Genomic DNA, 16,671 nt, shown 5'->3' with positions numbered 1-16,671 from the left:
ATGGCCGATCAAGAGCTGAGCATCATCACCCCGTCCATCGCCAGCAGCGCATCGATCACCACGATCGGCAAAAGCTGGGGCGCGGTCGGCGCGACCGGCGCCGCTTCATTTGAACTGCCGCTGCCCCTGTCCGTCGGACGTGGCTGGGACCCGCAACTCTCCCTGACTTACAACAGCCAGGCCGGCAACGGGCCGTTCGGCGTCGGCTGGAGCCTGGGTATTGGTCAGATCAGCCGTCGCACCCAAAAAGGCGTACCGCGGTATACCGATCTCGATGAAATCATCGGTGACGACGGTGAAGAGTGGTTGCCTGAACTCAACGACGATGGCACACCGAAGTCGCGCCTGGAAAAATCCTATAACGGGATTGAAGTCGGCTATCACAGCGTGGTCCGTTACTGGCCGAGGGTCGAGGGTGACTTTGCCCTCCGCGAGCGCTGGCAACGGGCAACGAAAACGGCAGCCGAGCCACCCTTCTGGCTGATCCACGGGGCTGACGGTTCATTGCAGGTATACGGCAAGACCAGCGCCTCGCGCCGGGCCGATCCGGACGATGCGCTGCGGGTCAGCCATTGGCTGCTGTGCGAAAGCATGAACCCGCGCGGCGAGCACATCTGCTTCGACTACCTGGCCGATGATCAGGATCCCGACCCGATCCACGACTACCGCGCCCAGCGCTACCTGCGCGCGGTGTTCTACGGCAACGTCAGCGCCAGCCAGCACTTGTACAGCTGGACCGTGGAAGATCCGGCCAAACTGGATTGGCACTTTCATCTGCTGTTTGACTACGGCGAGCGCACCCGCGATCTGACGCAGGCCCCCGTGTACGGTGGCGACAGCCTGCAACTGTGGGGGAAACGCCAGGATCCCTTTTCCAGCTATGGCCAGGGTTTCGAGCTGGGCACGCGGCGTCTGTGCCGGCAAATCCTGATGTTCCACCACTTCTCGCGGCCCGCCGGAGACTATCCGCTGCTGGTGCGGCGGCTGTTGCTGGAGTATCCGCCGGACGCCGGCCCATGGAGTTACAACCGGATCACCGCCGCTCACTATCAGGCCTTCGATGCCAGCGGCGCAGTGGAAACGACCCCGCCGGTGGAGTTCGATTACTCGCCCTTCGAGATCAACAAAACCGCCGCACGGCTGTTCGCCGAAGAAAACATGCCGGGCATTGAGGATGGACAGTTTTACCAGTGCGTGGATCTGTACGGTGAAGGCGTGCCGGGTTTCCTCTGCCGTTACGATCAGTGCTGGTATTACCGCGAACCGTTGCGCGCCCCATCAGGGCCGGACGCCATTACCTATGGCGCCTGGTCGGCGCTGGAGCAGATCCCGGTGGCGAATCGCAACAGCGCCGCCCGGCAGATATTGCTCGATCTGACCGGCGACGGGCGGCTGGACTGGATCGTCGCCCAACCGGGCATCAGCGGTTATCGCACGTTGAACGCCGACCGCAGTTGGGCGCCGTTCCTGCCGTTTACCGGGATGCCACTGGAGTTTTTCAACACCCTTTCGCAACTGGGCGACCTGGTGGGCGATGGCCTCAACTCATTGGCGATGATCGGCCCACGCGCCGTGCGCCTGTATGCCAACCGCCGGGAAAACGGTTTTTCCAGCGCCGAAGAAGTGCTTCGTGAAGACCATGAGGACAGTTTGCCGCTGTTCAGCAACTCACCCACCGAGCTGGTGTTTCTGGGCAACATGCTCGGCAGCGACATGAGCGAGCTGTGCCGGATCCGCCACAACGAAATCAAATGCTGGCCCAATCTGGGACATGGCAAATTCGGCACAGGTCGGGTGATCAGTGCATTGCCCTTCCAATATGCCGAGTTCAACGTCGAGCAAATCAGGATCGCCGACATCGACGGCTCCGGTGCACCGGCCCTGTTTTACCTGAAAACCTCCGGCTTCGAGATCTACCTCAATCGCGGCGGCAATGGTCTGGAACAGACACCCGTCTTCGTACCGTGGCCGGAGGGCGTGAGCTACGACCGCCTGTGCCATGTCAGTTTTGCCGACCTGCAAGGCCTGGGTTGTGCCAGCCTGATCCTGACCGTGCGACACATGACCCCGCAGCACTGGCGTTACGATTTCATCGCAGCCAAGCCCTATCTGATGACGGCAACCAACAACAATATGGGCTGCGCCACGCAGGTGGTGTACCGCAGCTCCGCTCAGGAATGGCTGGACGAAAAACAGCAGTGGCTGATCGAACATCCCGCCGAGACACCGGTCTGCCATTTGCCGTTCGCGGTGCAAGTGGTCAGCCGGCAACGGCAGCTGGATGAAATCACCGGCAATTGCCTGACGCAGGCGTGCCTCTATCGCGAAGGGTTCTACGACAGCATCGAGCGCGAATTCAGTGGCTTCGGCCATCTGCAACAGACTGACAGCGAAAGCGCCAGCGGCGATGACGACGTCGGCTTCACGGCACCGGTGCGGGTCTTGACCTGGTTCCTCACCGGGCAAGCCATGGACCGGCCAAGACACGGCTACTTCGATGCCGATGCCGAGGCGCACGCCTTGCAGCCAACGGTCTTCAGCCGCTATCACCCCAACGATGAATGCGATGAACCGGTGACACCGGCGGACGAAACGACACGCTATAGAATCGCTCGGGCGCTGGCCGGCGCCGTGGCCCGCAGCGAAACCTGGGCCGCCAGCGACGACCCGGCCAGCACACGGCTGCTCGCGGCTGAGGAGCGCCGTTATCTGGTGCGTGACGTGCAGCCCGCGGGCCGACACGAACCGGCCAGCGTGCTGCTGCCCCTGCCGCTGGAAACCATCAGTTATCAGTACGACGGTTACATTGACGACCCGTTGTGCCGTCATGAAGTGTTGCTCAATAGCAGCCCGTTCGGCCACGCCACGCACAGCCTGACTGTCAGCTACGCGCGACGTCGCACCGCCGCCGATGCCCCGCCCTTCGACGACCCCGATGAACAACAGTGGTGGCGCGACGCGCATGACCCGGCGCAGCAGTTTTTTTATCTCAACGAAACGCGCGCGCGCGCGATCGATCTGCACGAGAAGTTGCAAGAGTGGCGTCTGGGCCTGCCCTTTCAACAGCGCAGCAATGCGCTGATACTTCCCAAAGGCAAGCTCCCGTCAGGCCTCAATCCGCAGGAGGTGTCATGGGAATTACTCAAGGCGCATCAAGACTCGCCGCAATGGAACGCGCTCAGGGTGCTGACCGGGCAAACCGTGCAACGCTATCTCAAGACCGAGGGCGGCAGCCTGTTGCCCGACGGTGCAGCCGACTTCGAAGCGCTGGCCGGGCCGATGGATCTGGCACAGCTTGACCAGACGGCCCTCGACGCTTACGCCAGTCTGCCGCCGCCGTTCGATATCCGGGTCGAGTTGCAGAACATCGGTTACACCGAAATGCCGCGTTTGTTCGAAAAACCGGCTGCAACCAAGGCCTCACAGGACCTCTGGTCCGCGAGCTACAACTACGCGAAGTACGCCGGCGCCGACGATTTCTTCCGGGTTTTTGAATACCGCGAAACCCTGAGCCACGGCTGGACCAAGGCGCAGTACGACGAATACCACCTGCTGATCAAAAGCGTCGAACTGCCCGATGGCTGCGTCACCCGCTGCGAATACGACTACCACGCCCTGGCGCCAGTGCGCATCATCGACGCCAACGAGAATATTCAGGAAGCACTCTACGAGCCTTCCGGCCAACCGTTGGCCAGCAGTTTCCACGGCACCGAAAACGCGGTCGCCGCCGGCTTCCGCCCGCTCAGCGAATACGTTCGCCCCCTGGACCTGACGCCAGATTCAGCCATCGCCGACCCGGCGGCGGCGGTACAACAAGCCGCGAGTACCTTGCGCAAGGATTTGTTCAGTTGGATGGGACGGCTGCCGTCCGTGGTCAACGCCACGCCGGATCTGCTGGCGCAGTGGCAGGCCAGCGGCGATGTGTTGCCGAGCCTGCACATTCGCGCCAGCGCGCGTCGCCGGCTGGCGCAACTGAAGGCGCCGACGCCGGCAGAACTGGCGCTGCGCAAACTCATGACCAGGGTTGCACGCCAACCGGTGCACAGCGCGGTCTTCAACGCCGACCGCTACCCCGATGATCCGGTGCCGGCATTGGTGCAGATCATCATCAGCTATGTGGACGGCTTTGGCCGGCCGCTGCAGACCCTGCAACGGGTAGAGCCCGGAATCGCCTATGCAGTGGCCGAAGATGGGTCGCTGATCGTCGATCGCGGACAGCTGCGTGAGGAACACACCGATTCGCGCTGGCGGGTCAGCGCACGGGTCGAGTACAACAACAAAGGGTTGGCGGTGCGGCAGTTCCGGCCGTTTTTTGCCGACAGCCATGGCTATGTCAATGATCAATCCCTGCGCCAGCACGGCTACTTCGACCAGCTGTTCTATGACCCGCTCGGCCGTGCGATCAAGCTGATCAACGCCAAGGGCTATTTTTCCCGCGAGCATTACCATCCGTGGTACCTGGCCAAAGAGGACTTCAACGACACTGACGAGTCTGCCCAGCTGCAACCGCCGGCATCAGCACAGACGTTGCAGTGATGAGCGCCAATCTGCATCGACGCACACCGTCGCTGATCGCGATCGACGGTCGCAGCTTGCCCGTACGCCAGATTGCCTACCTGCGCGCCAATGCCGATGAGCGCGCCGAGGCCCAGGTCACACGCCAGCAGTACGACGCCGGCGGCCGCTTGGTGGCGCGGTTCGACCCGCGCCTGAGTGAACCCGGTGTCGCCAGCCTGTACGACCTCAGCGGCCAGCCATTGAAGATCAGCAGCGTCGATGGCGGCTGGCGCCTGAGCCTGCCCGGGCTGGCCGGACAAGCCTTGCAGCGCTGGGATGCGCGCGGCGTGCACTGGCGCAACCGCTACGACGAGCAACTGCGCAACGTGGAGATCAGCAACAGCGCCGAACCGCACAGCGAGACCTTCACCTATGCCGACGCCAGCGCCTCGGCCGATCACAACCAGCGCGGTCGGTTACTGGAGCAACTCGATGCATCCGGCAGCCTGATCCTGGACAGCTACAGCCTGGCCGGTGAGGCGCTGCGCGAAAGCCGCCGCTTTGCCGACGCCCGGGTGTTTGTCACGCAACGCCGTTTCAGTCCGCTGGGCGCGGTGCTGGAACAGACCGACGCCGGCGGCCACCGCCAGCAATCGCGCTACGACCTTGCCGGCCAGCTGCGGCATCTGCAACTGCTGCTGGCCGGGCACAGCGACTGGCAAGCGGTGTTGCTCGACGCCCGCTTCAATGCCGCCGGACAAATCATCGCGCAGCAGGCCGGCAACGGCGTCGACAGCTATTGGTGTTATGAACCCGGCACCGACCGCCTGCTGCGGCAATGGGCGCAGAAGGGTTCGGAATCACCGCTGCAAGACTTCACCTATGAATACGATCCGGTCGGCAACCCGACACGCATCCTCGATCACGTTTTCAGCCCCAGTCATTTCGCCAATCAGCGGGTCGACGGCGAACGTGCATTCAGCTACGACTCGCTGTATCGACTGATCAGCGCCAGCGGCTACGACGACGCCGCCCCCAGCGACCTTCCCGGCCGACCGCAACCGAGCGATCCCCACGATCGGCGCAATTACCTGCAGACCTACCGCTACGATCAGGGCGGCAACCTGACGGAGCTGTGCCATGTGCGTGACGGCGCCTGCTACACCCGGCAAATGCGTATCGACGCGGCCAGCAACCGTGGCGTGCGCTGGAACGAAGGTGATCCCGAACCGGATTTCGACCGGTTGTTCGATCGCCATGGCAACCTCACGACTCTGCAACCGGGACAGGCGCTGCAGTGGAATGCCCGCGATCAACTGGCGGCAGTGACCCTGATCAAACGCGAAAACGCTCTTGATGACGCCGAGCTTTATCACTACAGCCAGGGCGTGCGCGTCTACAAACGCCATGAAACCTACGCCGGTTCCAGTCAGCACTTTCACGAGGTGTGTTATCTGCCCGGGCTGGAAATCCGCAGCAAGGACAACGGCGAGGAGCTGCACGTGATCGACCTCGCCACGGGCTCGGGCCACGTCAGTTGCCTGCATTGGCTGAGCGGCAAACCGCCCGGCATTGCCGACGACCAGTTGCGCTACACCCTCGACGATCACTTGGGTTCATGCGTGATGGAACTGGACCGGCAGGCACGCCTGATCAGTCACGAAGGTTATTACCCGTTTGGCGCCACCGCGTGGATGAGCGCGAGCTCGGCCGTGGAGGTCGAGTACAAGACCTTGCGTTATTCGGGCAAGGAAATGGACGTCAGCGGCCTGTACTACTACGGCGCACGCTATTACGCGCCGTGGCTGCAGCGTTGGATCAGCGCTGATCCGGGGGGCGACATCGACGGCCTGAATCTGTACGCGTTCGTCGGCAACAACCCGATCGGCTATTTCGATGACGGCGGCTACAACCGCTCGCCCCAGCAACTCAAGCGCCTGATCAGCGGGAACGCGAAGCAACTGTCCGCCATCGACAGCGGGATGCAGACGCTACAGGGTCAACTCATCGACCTGCAACACCCCGGGCAATGGCGCCGGACGCTGGCAAAAAACACGCTCTATCAAATCGGCAGCGCCGCCACTGGCTGGTTCACTTCGTTCAATGCCGCCACGTTTGCCGCCGAAGCACTGCCGCAGCTATCCGGTGATCTGATCGGGCTGACGCTGGGCAACCAGGTGGCCGACAAAGGCGTCGCGACGTTCGATACGCTGGTAGACAAACTGGCGTTGAATACCCCGATTGTCCCGCAAACTTCCACCTTCAACCGGGATGCCGTTCAGGCTGTCGGGCAGCCTGCGCCATTGCTTCCGCCCCGTGACAAATATGACGTACGCAGCCGCGAAGGCCTGCAGCAACTGGCGGTGGACAGCATCAGCAAAGTTGCCGGCGCCTACGTGCCCGGGGTTGGCGAAGCCATGGCCATGGGCAGCATCGCCCAGCAGGCCCAGGAAGCGGAGGAAGGTCTGTCATCGATGAAACTGGGGAAAATCCACGACACCCTGGATGAGCTCGATACGCTGGTTTCGCAACTGTCGGCTGCGAACAACGCAGCCTTCGCCGAACTGGGTATCAGCGAATTTTACGATGAGCGCCACCACACGCGTGACTACCTGTTCGATCTGGCCCTCAACCGTGTCGGTACGACAAAAGCCAGAACCGTGCGTCAGGCAGACCTCACACGCCAGACAGGCCGCGCCCGAGAAAGTATCGCAATCGCCCGCGAGTTTCTGAGCATGTATCGGGAAAAAGTCCCCGCCATCCGTGAACGCTACCGTGCCGGTTCCGGGAGTCGGCCATGACCCTGACACCAGCAGGCGCCCCTTGATCATGAACCGCAACATTCACTGGCGCACCCCACAGCTGACAGTCACTGATGGACGTGGCCTGACGGTGCGTCAGGTCGATTATCTGCGAGCCGATGACGGCGAGCCGCAGCAAACCCTGATCAGTCGGCAACGGCATGACGCGGCCGGACGGCTGATCGAACAGTGGGACCCCCGCCTGTTCGACACAGCCGCCAGCGCTGGTCTGAGCACCGTGTACGGCTTGAGCGGTTTGGCGCTGAAGGTCGACAGCGTGGATGCCGGCTGGCGCATCATCCTGCCCGGTCTGGCGAATGAGCTGCGGCAACGCCACGATCAGCGCGGCAACCGGTGGCGTTACGATTACGACCCGATGCTGCGGTTGATTGCCGTTGCCGAAAATGCGCAAGCCGATGTCGAGCGCTACACCTATGCCGACCACAACGCGGCCCCCGAACATAACTTGCGGGGCGAACTGAGCGAGCGCTCGGACCCCGGCGCCACGGTGCTCATCGACAGCTACAGTCTGGGCGGCCAGGCACTCAGCGAAGCCTGCACCCTGGCCGGCGAGCCCAGCGCGTTCATCACCCGAATGGCGTTCGACGCGCACGGCAACGTCTTGCAGCTCACCGATGCCGGCGGTCATCGACAATGCTCACGCTACGACGTCGCCGGACAGTTGCATCAGACGTCGCTATGGATTGCCGGAGCGAACGCCGCGCGAACGGTGCTCGACGCAGCCACGTACGACGCTTCCGGTCAACCACTCGAACAACTGGCCGGCAATGGCGTTCGCAGCCGCCGCGTCTACGATCCCGTCGACGGTCGCCTGCTGCACCTGCTGGCAGGCAAAGACCAGGAAAAACCGCTGCAGGATCTGCATTACACCTACGACCCGGTCGGCAATATCTTACGCATCGAAGACCGCACCCTGGGCACGGTGTATTTCGCCAATCAGCGCGTCGATGGCCATCGCCACTTCGTCTACGACTCGTTGTATCGGCTGATCGAAAGTCGCGGCTTCGAAGGCCAGATCCCGCAACAGTCGCCAGGCTTGCCGCAACTGATCGAGCCCATCGACCCCGGACGGCGCTTCAACTACACCGAGCATTATCATTACGATGCGGGCAACAACCTCGTCGAGCTTGTCCACGTGCGCGAGGGCCACAACTTCTGCCAAGAGATGAAGATCGACCCGAACAGCAATCGGGGGCTGCGCTGGAAAACCACTGACCCCGACCCGGTGTTCAGCGATCACTTCGACCACCATGGCAACCAGTTGAAACTGCAGCCCGGCGCCCTGCCTCTGGAGTGGAACAGTTACGATCAACTGGCCCGTGCCACCCTGCTGCAACACGCCAATGGCTTGCCCGACGACGAAGAAATTTACCGCTACAGCCAGGGTGAGCGCGTCTACAAATGCGCGCTGAGCCACACGCCGTCGATCACCCATCGCCGCGAGGTACGTTACCTGCCGGGCCTGGAAATCCACACCCGCAGCGATGGTCAGCAGTTGCATGTCATCGTGCTGCCGGGGGCGCGTTGCCTGCACTGGCTCAGCGGTCGACCGGCAGCCATCGAGGACGATCAGATGCGTTACAGCCTCGACGACCACCTCGGCTCCTGCGCGCTGGAACTGGATCGCCATGCGGGCGTCATCAGCCTGGAGCACTATTACGCGTTTGGTGGCACAGCCTGGTGGGCTGCCCGTTCAGCGCTGGAAGCGAGCTATAAAACCCTGCGCTATTCGGGACGGGAAATGGACGGTAGTGGCCTCTACTACTATGGCGCCCGCTACTATGCACCCTGGTTGCAACGCTGGATCAGTGCCGATCCGGCGGGAGATATCGACGGGCTGAATCTCTATGCCTTTGTCGCCAACAACCCGGTCGGTTACATCGACACCGATGGCCAGGGGCTGGATGACTTCCTGGCTATCGAAACCCCCGATCAGCGTGATCAGAGGAAAGCGCAGAGCGCCGAGAGAAGGCAGCGCACCCGGGGCATGGAGAACCTGTCACGCCTGGTCATTCGCCACCAGAACATTCTTGCCCTGTCATCGCGCCGTGCTCGGGATGCCCAGCAACAAGTGCTCAATCAGCGCTCGACCGGGCAATTTGCCGGTTCCGTCGCGCGCCGTACCGGTGTGTATGTGGCAGGACACCTTGTCGCCTACGGCGGCGGCATTCTGGTCGGTATTGGCAGTCAGGCGCTGGGCGCCGTCGCTCCGGGCGCGGGTAACGTGGTGGGGGTCGCGATGGGCATTGGCGCGAAAAAAGTCATCAGTGGACTATGGGATTACGCCGCAGAGCGCACGGGCGTCGGCGCCTCGATCAAATTCAAGGCCAGCCGCATCTCCAAGGCGAAGATTGTCGAGAAAGCCGAATACAAAACCATGGCCCCGATCGATTACATGCAGCAAAAATACGCAAAAATGATCCCCGATACGCAGAAGGGAGCGCTCAAGGCCTCCAAGGAAGCGACGTCCACCCTGATCAGTGTCGGTGCCAAGGAAATACTGCCGCAAGCCGCCGCCGAAATCAGCGCCACAGCGAGCGTATTTTTGGGTGCAGTTGAAATAGTCCATGAATTCGCCGGAGCCAGCCAAGAGCTCAGCGCTGAAAAAACTGCCGAGGGCATCGCCAATGTGAGTGGGCTTATCGATTATTTGTCCGCCAACATGCTCGACATCGAAAACGCCTTCGAAGCCGGTGGCTTCACGGCAATAAATACCTATGGGCTATTGAGCCGAAACGAAGGCGATACACCGCAAAATCTATGGCATGCCACGGCGGCCGTGATCAACGAGCTGGAATACACGCGAACGATGCTGCGTTCAAAATCGCATCAATTCAGCACGGTCTGATCCACTGACGCGTGAAGCGAGAAGGATCCGCAGCCCCATGCTATCGTGCCCGCCCGTCCCCTTATCCATTAGCCCAGCATGCTGCCGACTTCCCGTATCCTGCGTCTGTCGTTGTACACCCTGCTGATCATTGCCGGTGCGGCCATTGCCGCGACCCTTGCCATCCGCCACGCCGAACGTCAGGCGCTGGAAGAGGACGCCGCCCGCGCCAGCCAGCAGTTAACGCTGTACGCCAATGCGCTGCACACCCTGATTGACCGCTATCGCGCCCTGCCCGCCGTGCTCGCGCTGGACCCGCAATTGCGTGGGGCACTCGGCGGGCCGGTGAGTGCCGAGCAACACGACGCGCTGAATCTGAAACTGGAGAAGATCAACGGCGCGGCGCAGTCCTCGACCCTCGAACTGCTCGATCACACCGGCCTCGCGGTGGCCGCCAGCAACTGGCGTCTGCCCAGCAGCTACGTCGGCCACAACTACGGTTTTCGCCCGTACTTCAGCCAGACCCGCACTCAGGGCAGCGGGCGGTTCTACGCGGTGGGCGTGACCAGCGGCATCCCCGGGTACTTCCTGTCCAGCGCGGTGCTGGGCGACAACAATGAGTTCCTCGGCGCGATGGTGGTCAAGCTGGAGTTCCCGGAACTGGAGCGCGAGTGGAGCCAGGGCAGCGACACGCTGCTGGTCAGCGATGCGCGCGGGATCATCTTCATCGCCAACCAGCCCGGCTGGCGCTATCGCTCGCTGCGGCCGCTGGACAGCCGCGACATGGCTGAGATCAAGCGCACCCGGCAGTACGACAAACAATCACTGCTGCCGTTGACGCATCTGTCCCTGCGCCACTTCGACGACAACAGCGACCTGCGGCGGGTCGAAGGCCCGGACGGAACGGCGGACTACCTGTGGGAATCGCTGCCGCTGACCACCGAAGGCTGGACCCTGCACTTGCTGCGCCGCCCGCAAGTGGCCTTCGAAGATTTGCGCAATGCCGGGCTGGCCGCTGCCGGGGTGTGGCTGGCGCTGGTGTTTCTGCTGCTGTTTCTCAACCAGCGCTGGCGCCTGTCGAAAGTCCGTCAGCGCAACCGCGAAGAACTCGAACAACTGGTCGAAGAACGCACCCGCGATCTGCGCACCGCACAGGATGGGCTGGTGCAATCGGCCAAGCTTGCCGCGCTGGGGCAGATGTCCGCCGCACTCGCCCACGAAATCAATCAACCGCTGACCGCGCAACGCATGCAACTGGCGACGCTGCGCCTGCTGCTTGAGCATGGCCGCGTCGATGATGCGTACAAGGCGCTCAAACCGGTGGACGACATGCTCACACGCATGGCATCGCTCACCGGCCACCTGAAAACCTTCGCCCGCAAGAGCCCCAGCGGCCTGCGCGAACGACTGGATCTGGCGACCGTGGTTGATCAATCGCTGCAGCTGCTCGACGCCCGCCTGCGCGACGAACAGGTCAGTCTGGTGCTGCACCTGGCGCGTCCGGCCTGGGTGCGGGGTGACGCGATCCGCCTCGAGCAGGTGCTGATCAACCTGCTGCGCAATGCCCTCGATGCGATGCAGGGCAAACCGTGCAAGCGTCTGGAAATCCGCCTGGAGGCCGACGAGCAACTGTGGCGCCTGAGCGTGATCGACAACGGCGGCGGGATTGCCGAACAGCACTTGAACCAGGTGTTCGACCCGTTCTTCACCACCAAACCGGTGGGTGACGGCCTGGGCCTGGGGCTGGCGGTATCTTTTGCCATCGTGCATGAATCCGGCGGGCGGCTGAGTGCCGAAAATGGCGAGGCCGGCGCCATATTCACCTTGACCCTGCCGATCGATCTGGAGGCACACATCTGATGCTCAACTCAGTGATGGTGGTCGATGACGAGAGCAGCATTCGCAGCGCCGTCGAGCAATGGCTGAGCCTGTCGGGGTTCGTGGTGCAGCTGTTCAGCCGCGCCGAAGATTGCCTCGCCGCGCTGCCGGCGCACTTTCCCGGGGTGATCCTCAGCGATGTGCGCATGCCCGGGCTCAGTGGTCTGCAGTTGCTGGCGGAAGTGCAGAAACGTGATGCCGATCTGCCGGTGATTCTGCTGACCGGTCACGGCGATGTGCCGATGGCGGTCGAAGCCATGCGTGACGGCGCCTACGACTTCCTCGAAAAACCGTTCAGCCCGGAAACCCTGCTCGGCAGCCTGCGCCGGGCGCTCGACAAGCGGCGGCTGGTCCTGGAGAACCGTGCCCTGCACGAGCAGGCCGACCACCGCGCCAGACTCGATGCGACGCTGCTCGGCGTGTCCCGTGGCATGCAGACTTTGCGCCGGCAAGTGCTGGATCTGGCAGCGTTGCCGGTCAACGTATTGATCCGTGGCGAAACCGGCAGCGGCAAGGAATTGATCGCGCGTTGCCTGCATGATTTCGGCCCGCGCGCCGACAAGCCCTTCGTCGCGCTGAACTGCGCGGCGATCCCCGAGCAGTTGTTCGAAGCGGAATTGTTTGGCCATGAAAGCGGCGCGTTCACCGGGGCCTCCGGCAAGCGCATCGGCAAGCTGGAATACGCCGACGGCGGCACGCTGTTTCTCGATGAGATCGAAAGCATGCCGCTGGCCCAGCAAGTGAAACTGCTGCGGGTGTTGCAGGAGCAGAAGCTGGAACGCCTGGGCTCGAACCAGAGCATTCGCGTGGACCTGCGGATCGTCGCCGCAACCAAACCTGATCTGCTGGATGAGGCCCGCGCCGGACGCTTTCGCGAAGACCTGGCGTATCGCCTGAACGTCGCCGAACTGCGTCTGCCGCCGCTGCGCGATCGGCGTGAAGACATTCCGTTGCTGTTCGAATCGTTCGCCTTCAGCGCTGCCCAACGTCTGGGCCGCACTTTCCCGCCGTTGAGCGGGGCGCAATTGAGTCACCTGCTCAGCCACGACTGGCCGGGCAACGTGCGGGAACTGGCGAATGTTGCCGAGCGGCAGGTACTGGGGCTGGATGAACCGGTGCAGGGCATCGACCAGGGCCAGTCGCTTGCGGCGCAGCAGGAAGCGTTTGAAGCGCAGTGCCTGCGTGCCGCGCTGACCCGGCACAAGGGTGATGTGAAAGCAGTGCTGGAAGAGTTGCAACTGCCGCGCCGGACCTTCAATGAAAAGCTGCAGCGGCATGGGTTGAGTCGGGAGATGTTTGTTCCGGGCAGCTGATTTATTGATTGCTGCTAGTGGCCCCTTCGCGAGCAGGCTCGCTCCCACAGGGTTTGGTGCTGAACACAGATTTTGTGAACACTCGAGAATCCTGTGGGAGCGGGCTTGCCCGCGAAGAGGCCGGCACAGGCAACATTGATCCACCAGCCTGAATGAGCAATTTTCCGCTCACCACAATCCAGGCATAAGCGGATTTCCGCTCATCAAATCCCGCCACCCCCTCTAAACCGCCCCTCTCCCCGTTGGCACAGCTCCTGCTATAGCCCCGGCAGGCTGCGTTTCTACGCGCTCCACAAAAACAATTAAACGAAGGATCCTTCAATGGATAACTCCAACGCCCTGCCCCTTGGGTCGGCTGCCGCGCCCGTCAAACAAAGAACCACCGCCAGCCGGATCAAATCGATCTTCAGCGGCTCGGTCGGCAACATGGTCGAGTGGTACGACTGGTACGTCTACGCCGCCTTCTCGCTGTACTTCGCCAAGACCTTCTTCCCCGCCGGTTCCACCACCGCGCAACTGATGAACACCGCCGCGATCTTCGCCGTGGGCTTCCTGATGCGCCCGATCGGTGGCTGGCTGATGGGCCTGTACGCCGACAAGGTCGGTCGCAAGAAAGCCTTGATGGCTTCGGTCTACCTGATGTGCTTCGGCTCCTTGCTGATCGCCCTCAGCCCGAACTACGAAACCATCGGCATCGGCGCGCCGATCCTGCTGGTCTTCGCCCGACTGCTGCAAGGCCTGTCGGTCGGCGGCGAATACGGCACCTCGGCCACCTACCTGTCGGAGATGGCGACCAGGGAACGTCGCGGTTTCTTCTCCAGCTTCCAGTACGTGACCCTGATCTCCGGCCAGCTCATCGCGCTGGGCGTGCTGATCGTGCTGCAGAACATGCTGACCACCGAACAGCTGTACGCGTGGGGCTGGCGTATTCCGTTCGCCATCGGCGCACTGTGCGCGATCGTTGCGCTGTACCTGCGTCGCGGCATGGAAGAAACCGAGTCGTTCACCAAGAAAGAGAAGTCCAAGGAAAGCGCGATGCGCACCTTGATGCGTCACCCGAAAGAACTGCTGACCGTGGTCGGCCTGACCATGGGCGGTACGCTGGCGTTCTACACCTACACCACCTACATGCAGAAATACCTGGTGAACACCGTCGGCATGAGCATCTCCGACTCGACCACCATTTCCGCCGCCACGCTGTTCCTGTTCATGTGCCTGCAACCGATCATCGGTGGCCTGTCGGACAAGATCGGTCGGCGTCCAATCCTGATCGCCTTCGGCGTGCTCGGGACGATCTTCACCGTGCCGATCCTGATGACCCTGCACACCATCCAGACCTGGTGGGGCGCGTTCTTCCTGATCATGGCGGCACTGATCATCGTCAGCGGCTACACCTCGATCAACGCCGTGGTGAAAGCCGAACTGTTCCCGACCGAAATCCGCGCGCTGGGCGTCGGCCTGCCGTACGCGCTGACCGTGTCGATCTTCGGCGGTACCGCCGAATACATCGCGCTGTGGTTCAAGAGCATCGGCATGGAAAGCGGTTATTACTGGTACGTGACTGCGTGCATCGCGGTGTCGCTGCTGGTGTACATCACCATGAAAGACACGCAGAAACACTCGCGGATCGTGACCGACTGAGGAATGAGTCAGTTCAGCCATTGTGATGGTGGCTGTTATGGCCTCATCGCGAGCAGGCTCACTCCTATATTAATTGGTGTACGCCGCCCCTTGTAGGAGTGAGCCTGCTCGCGATTGGGGCGACTCGGTATCAGCTCAACTCGGCAACCGGCGGCTTGCCATAACGCTTCTGCGCATAAGACGCGCCAACAATCATCACCAGCAGAATGCCCGCCAGCACCGCCGACGAGCCGATGGTGCCGAAGTCCAGGCCACCCTTTTCATGGGACTTGGTCATCAGGTCGCCCAGGGTTGCACCGAACGGCCGGGTCAGCACGAATGCCACCCAGAACAACAGCACCGACGAAATCTTCGTGAAGTATTTGAGCGCCACGACCACGGCAATGGTCGAGCCGATCAGCAGCGCGCCACCGGCAAAACCCAGGCCCGAGTCATCGGCCAGGTAGTCGCCGAGCGCAGTGCCCAGGGTGTTGGAAAACAGAATCGCCATCCAGTAGAACATCTCGCCGCGGAAGGTCTGCACCTTGCTGACGTTCAGCGAATCGCCGCTCAGGCGCCAAGCCGTGAAGATCGCCAACAGAATCGCAATCAGGATCATCGATCCGGTGGCGTAGCCCAGTTCAAGGGTACGATCCATGAAGTCGGACATGGTGGTGCCGGCGGTGCTGGTCGACAGAATCACGATCCAGTACAGCAGCGGCTTGTAGGTCTTGGCCATCAACTGGGTGACCAGGGTCAGCACAAACACGCTGATCAGGATCAACGAGCTCAGGGCGTAACCGACGTTGAGGGTCATCGAGAGCAAATCCCCCGCGGTTTCCCCCAAGGTCGTCGCGCAGATTTTCATGACCCAGAACGCCAGGGTGATTTGAGGCAGTTTGTTCATCGCAAGCAAAGCTCCAGTGTGGGACGGCCGGTTCTTGGTTTTCTGGCCGCGGGCAGACTGGCGTTGCGCCGGTGAAAAACCGGTCGGCAACAGATGAAAAATCCGTCATATCGAGAAAAACATCGATTAATCCCCCATTAATGCTGCCCTTGCATCCTGCATGCACCTGATCGATTACCTGCGCGGCGTTCGCTCCAGAGACTGGAAGCTATTTAATGCGCCGCCCTTAATATCAAGTTAATCGATTGTTTTTAGCATTAATTTGCGCTTTTCAATCAATTTAGTTGGCGTAGCATGAAACCCATGCAAGACACATCCGCCAACGAATCTGGAGTAAAGAACATGAAAACCAAACTGATCCTCGCCCTGACCCTGTCCGTACTGGCCGCCAACACCTTCGCTGCCGATGGCTCGGACAAAACCAAATCCTCCGACTTTATTACCGGCGGTTCCGCAGTCATCGAAACCAGCCACTCGGGCACTTACGCCGCAGATGGTTTTGATAAAACCAACATCGGCAAAACCGTGGCCGCCGATGGTTTCGACAAGACCGGTACTGCTGCAGCCATCAGCTAAGTATGAGCAGTTCTTCCACAGCCCGGCTTCGGCCGGGCTTAGTCATTTCTGAAACATCAAAACTATTCCCTGTAGGAGTGAGCCTGCTCGCGATAGCGGTGTGCCAGTCAAATGTGTATCAGCTGACACAACGCTATCGCGAGCAGGCTCACTCCTACAGGGATGCACATCCAGCTGGAAATAGGCGGCGTGCCCTTGCACTATTGAACGCTCACGAATGCCAGGAATCCC

At 61.7% G+C, this 16,671-nt stretch carries 8 protein-coding genes; 7 read left to right on the top strand and 1 reads right to left on the bottom strand.

What is annotated here, in order from left to right:
- The 6 genes from LCH64_RS03475 to LCH64_RS03450 all read left to right on the top strand — a co-directional run bounded on the left by LCH64_RS03475 (position 1) and on the right by LCH64_RS03450 (position 14,978).
- On the top strand, positions 1-4,536 hold the full coding sequence (locus LCH64_RS03475; RefSeq protein WP_226499510.1) for a SpvB/TcaC N-terminal domain-containing protein: 4,536 nt from the start codon (positions 1-3) through the stop codon (positions 4,534-4,536).
- The gene (locus tag LCH64_RS03470; protein WP_226499509.1) at positions 4,536-7,298 is read left to right on the top strand and encodes an RHS repeat-associated core domain-containing protein; all 2,763 of its coding nucleotides are present in this window, start codon (positions 4,536-4,538) and stop codon (positions 7,296-7,298) included. The genes LCH64_RS03475 and LCH64_RS03470 overlap by 1 nt, the downstream gene beginning before the upstream one ends.
- Positions 7,299-7,326: 28 nt before the next feature.
- Positions 7,327-10,167 carry an RHS repeat-associated core domain-containing protein gene (locus LCH64_RS03465; protein ID WP_226499508.1) on the top strand — a complete coding sequence of 947 codons (2,841 nt, stop codon included), beginning with the start codon at positions 7,327-7,329 and terminating at the stop codon, positions 10,165-10,167.
- 78 nt (positions 10,168-10,245) lie between these two features.
- Positions 10,246-12,006, top strand: a complete 1,761-nt coding sequence (locus LCH64_RS03460) for an ATP-binding protein (RefSeq protein ID WP_226499507.1) — start codon at positions 10,246-10,248, stop codon at positions 12,004-12,006.
- Positions 12,006-13,337: a sigma-54 dependent transcriptional regulator gene (locus LCH64_RS03455; RefSeq protein ID WP_226499506.1), complete on the top strand. Its 1,332-nt coding sequence runs from the start codon at positions 12,006-12,008 to the stop codon at positions 13,335-13,337. The genes LCH64_RS03460 and LCH64_RS03455 overlap by 1 nt, the downstream gene beginning before the upstream one ends.
- Positions 13,338-13,658: 321 nt before the next feature.
- Positions 13,659-14,978: an MFS transporter gene (locus tag LCH64_RS03450; RefSeq protein WP_226499505.1), complete on the top strand. Its 1,320-nt coding sequence runs from the start codon at positions 13,659-13,661 to the stop codon at positions 14,976-14,978.
- 130 nt (positions 14,979-15,108) lie between these two features.
- Here the strand turns inward: LCH64_RS03450 and LCH64_RS03445 are convergent, their stop codons facing one another.
- Complete coding sequence (locus tag LCH64_RS03445) at positions 15,109-15,864, bottom strand: hypothetical protein (RefSeq protein ID WP_226499504.1); 756 nt, start codon at positions 15,862-15,864, stop codon at positions 15,109-15,111.
- Positions 15,865-16,206: 342 nt separating this feature from the next.
- Between LCH64_RS03445 and LCH64_RS03440 the strand changes: the two genes are divergently transcribed.
- A complete protein-coding gene (locus LCH64_RS03440; protein ID WP_003227625.1) occupies positions 16,207-16,440 on the top strand; it encodes a hypothetical protein in 234 nt (77 codons plus the stop codon).
- Positions 16,441-16,671 lie beyond the last annotated feature (231 nt).

This window comes from Pseudomonas sp. MWU16-30322 (assembly GCF_020515535.1).
Taxonomy (GTDB): Bacteria; Pseudomonadota; Gammaproteobacteria; order Pseudomonadales; family Pseudomonadaceae; genus Aquipseudomonas; species Aquipseudomonas fluorescens_H.
The sequence above is the reverse complement of the archived record's forward strand: the minus strand, read 5'-3'. Positions and strand labels throughout refer to the sequence as shown.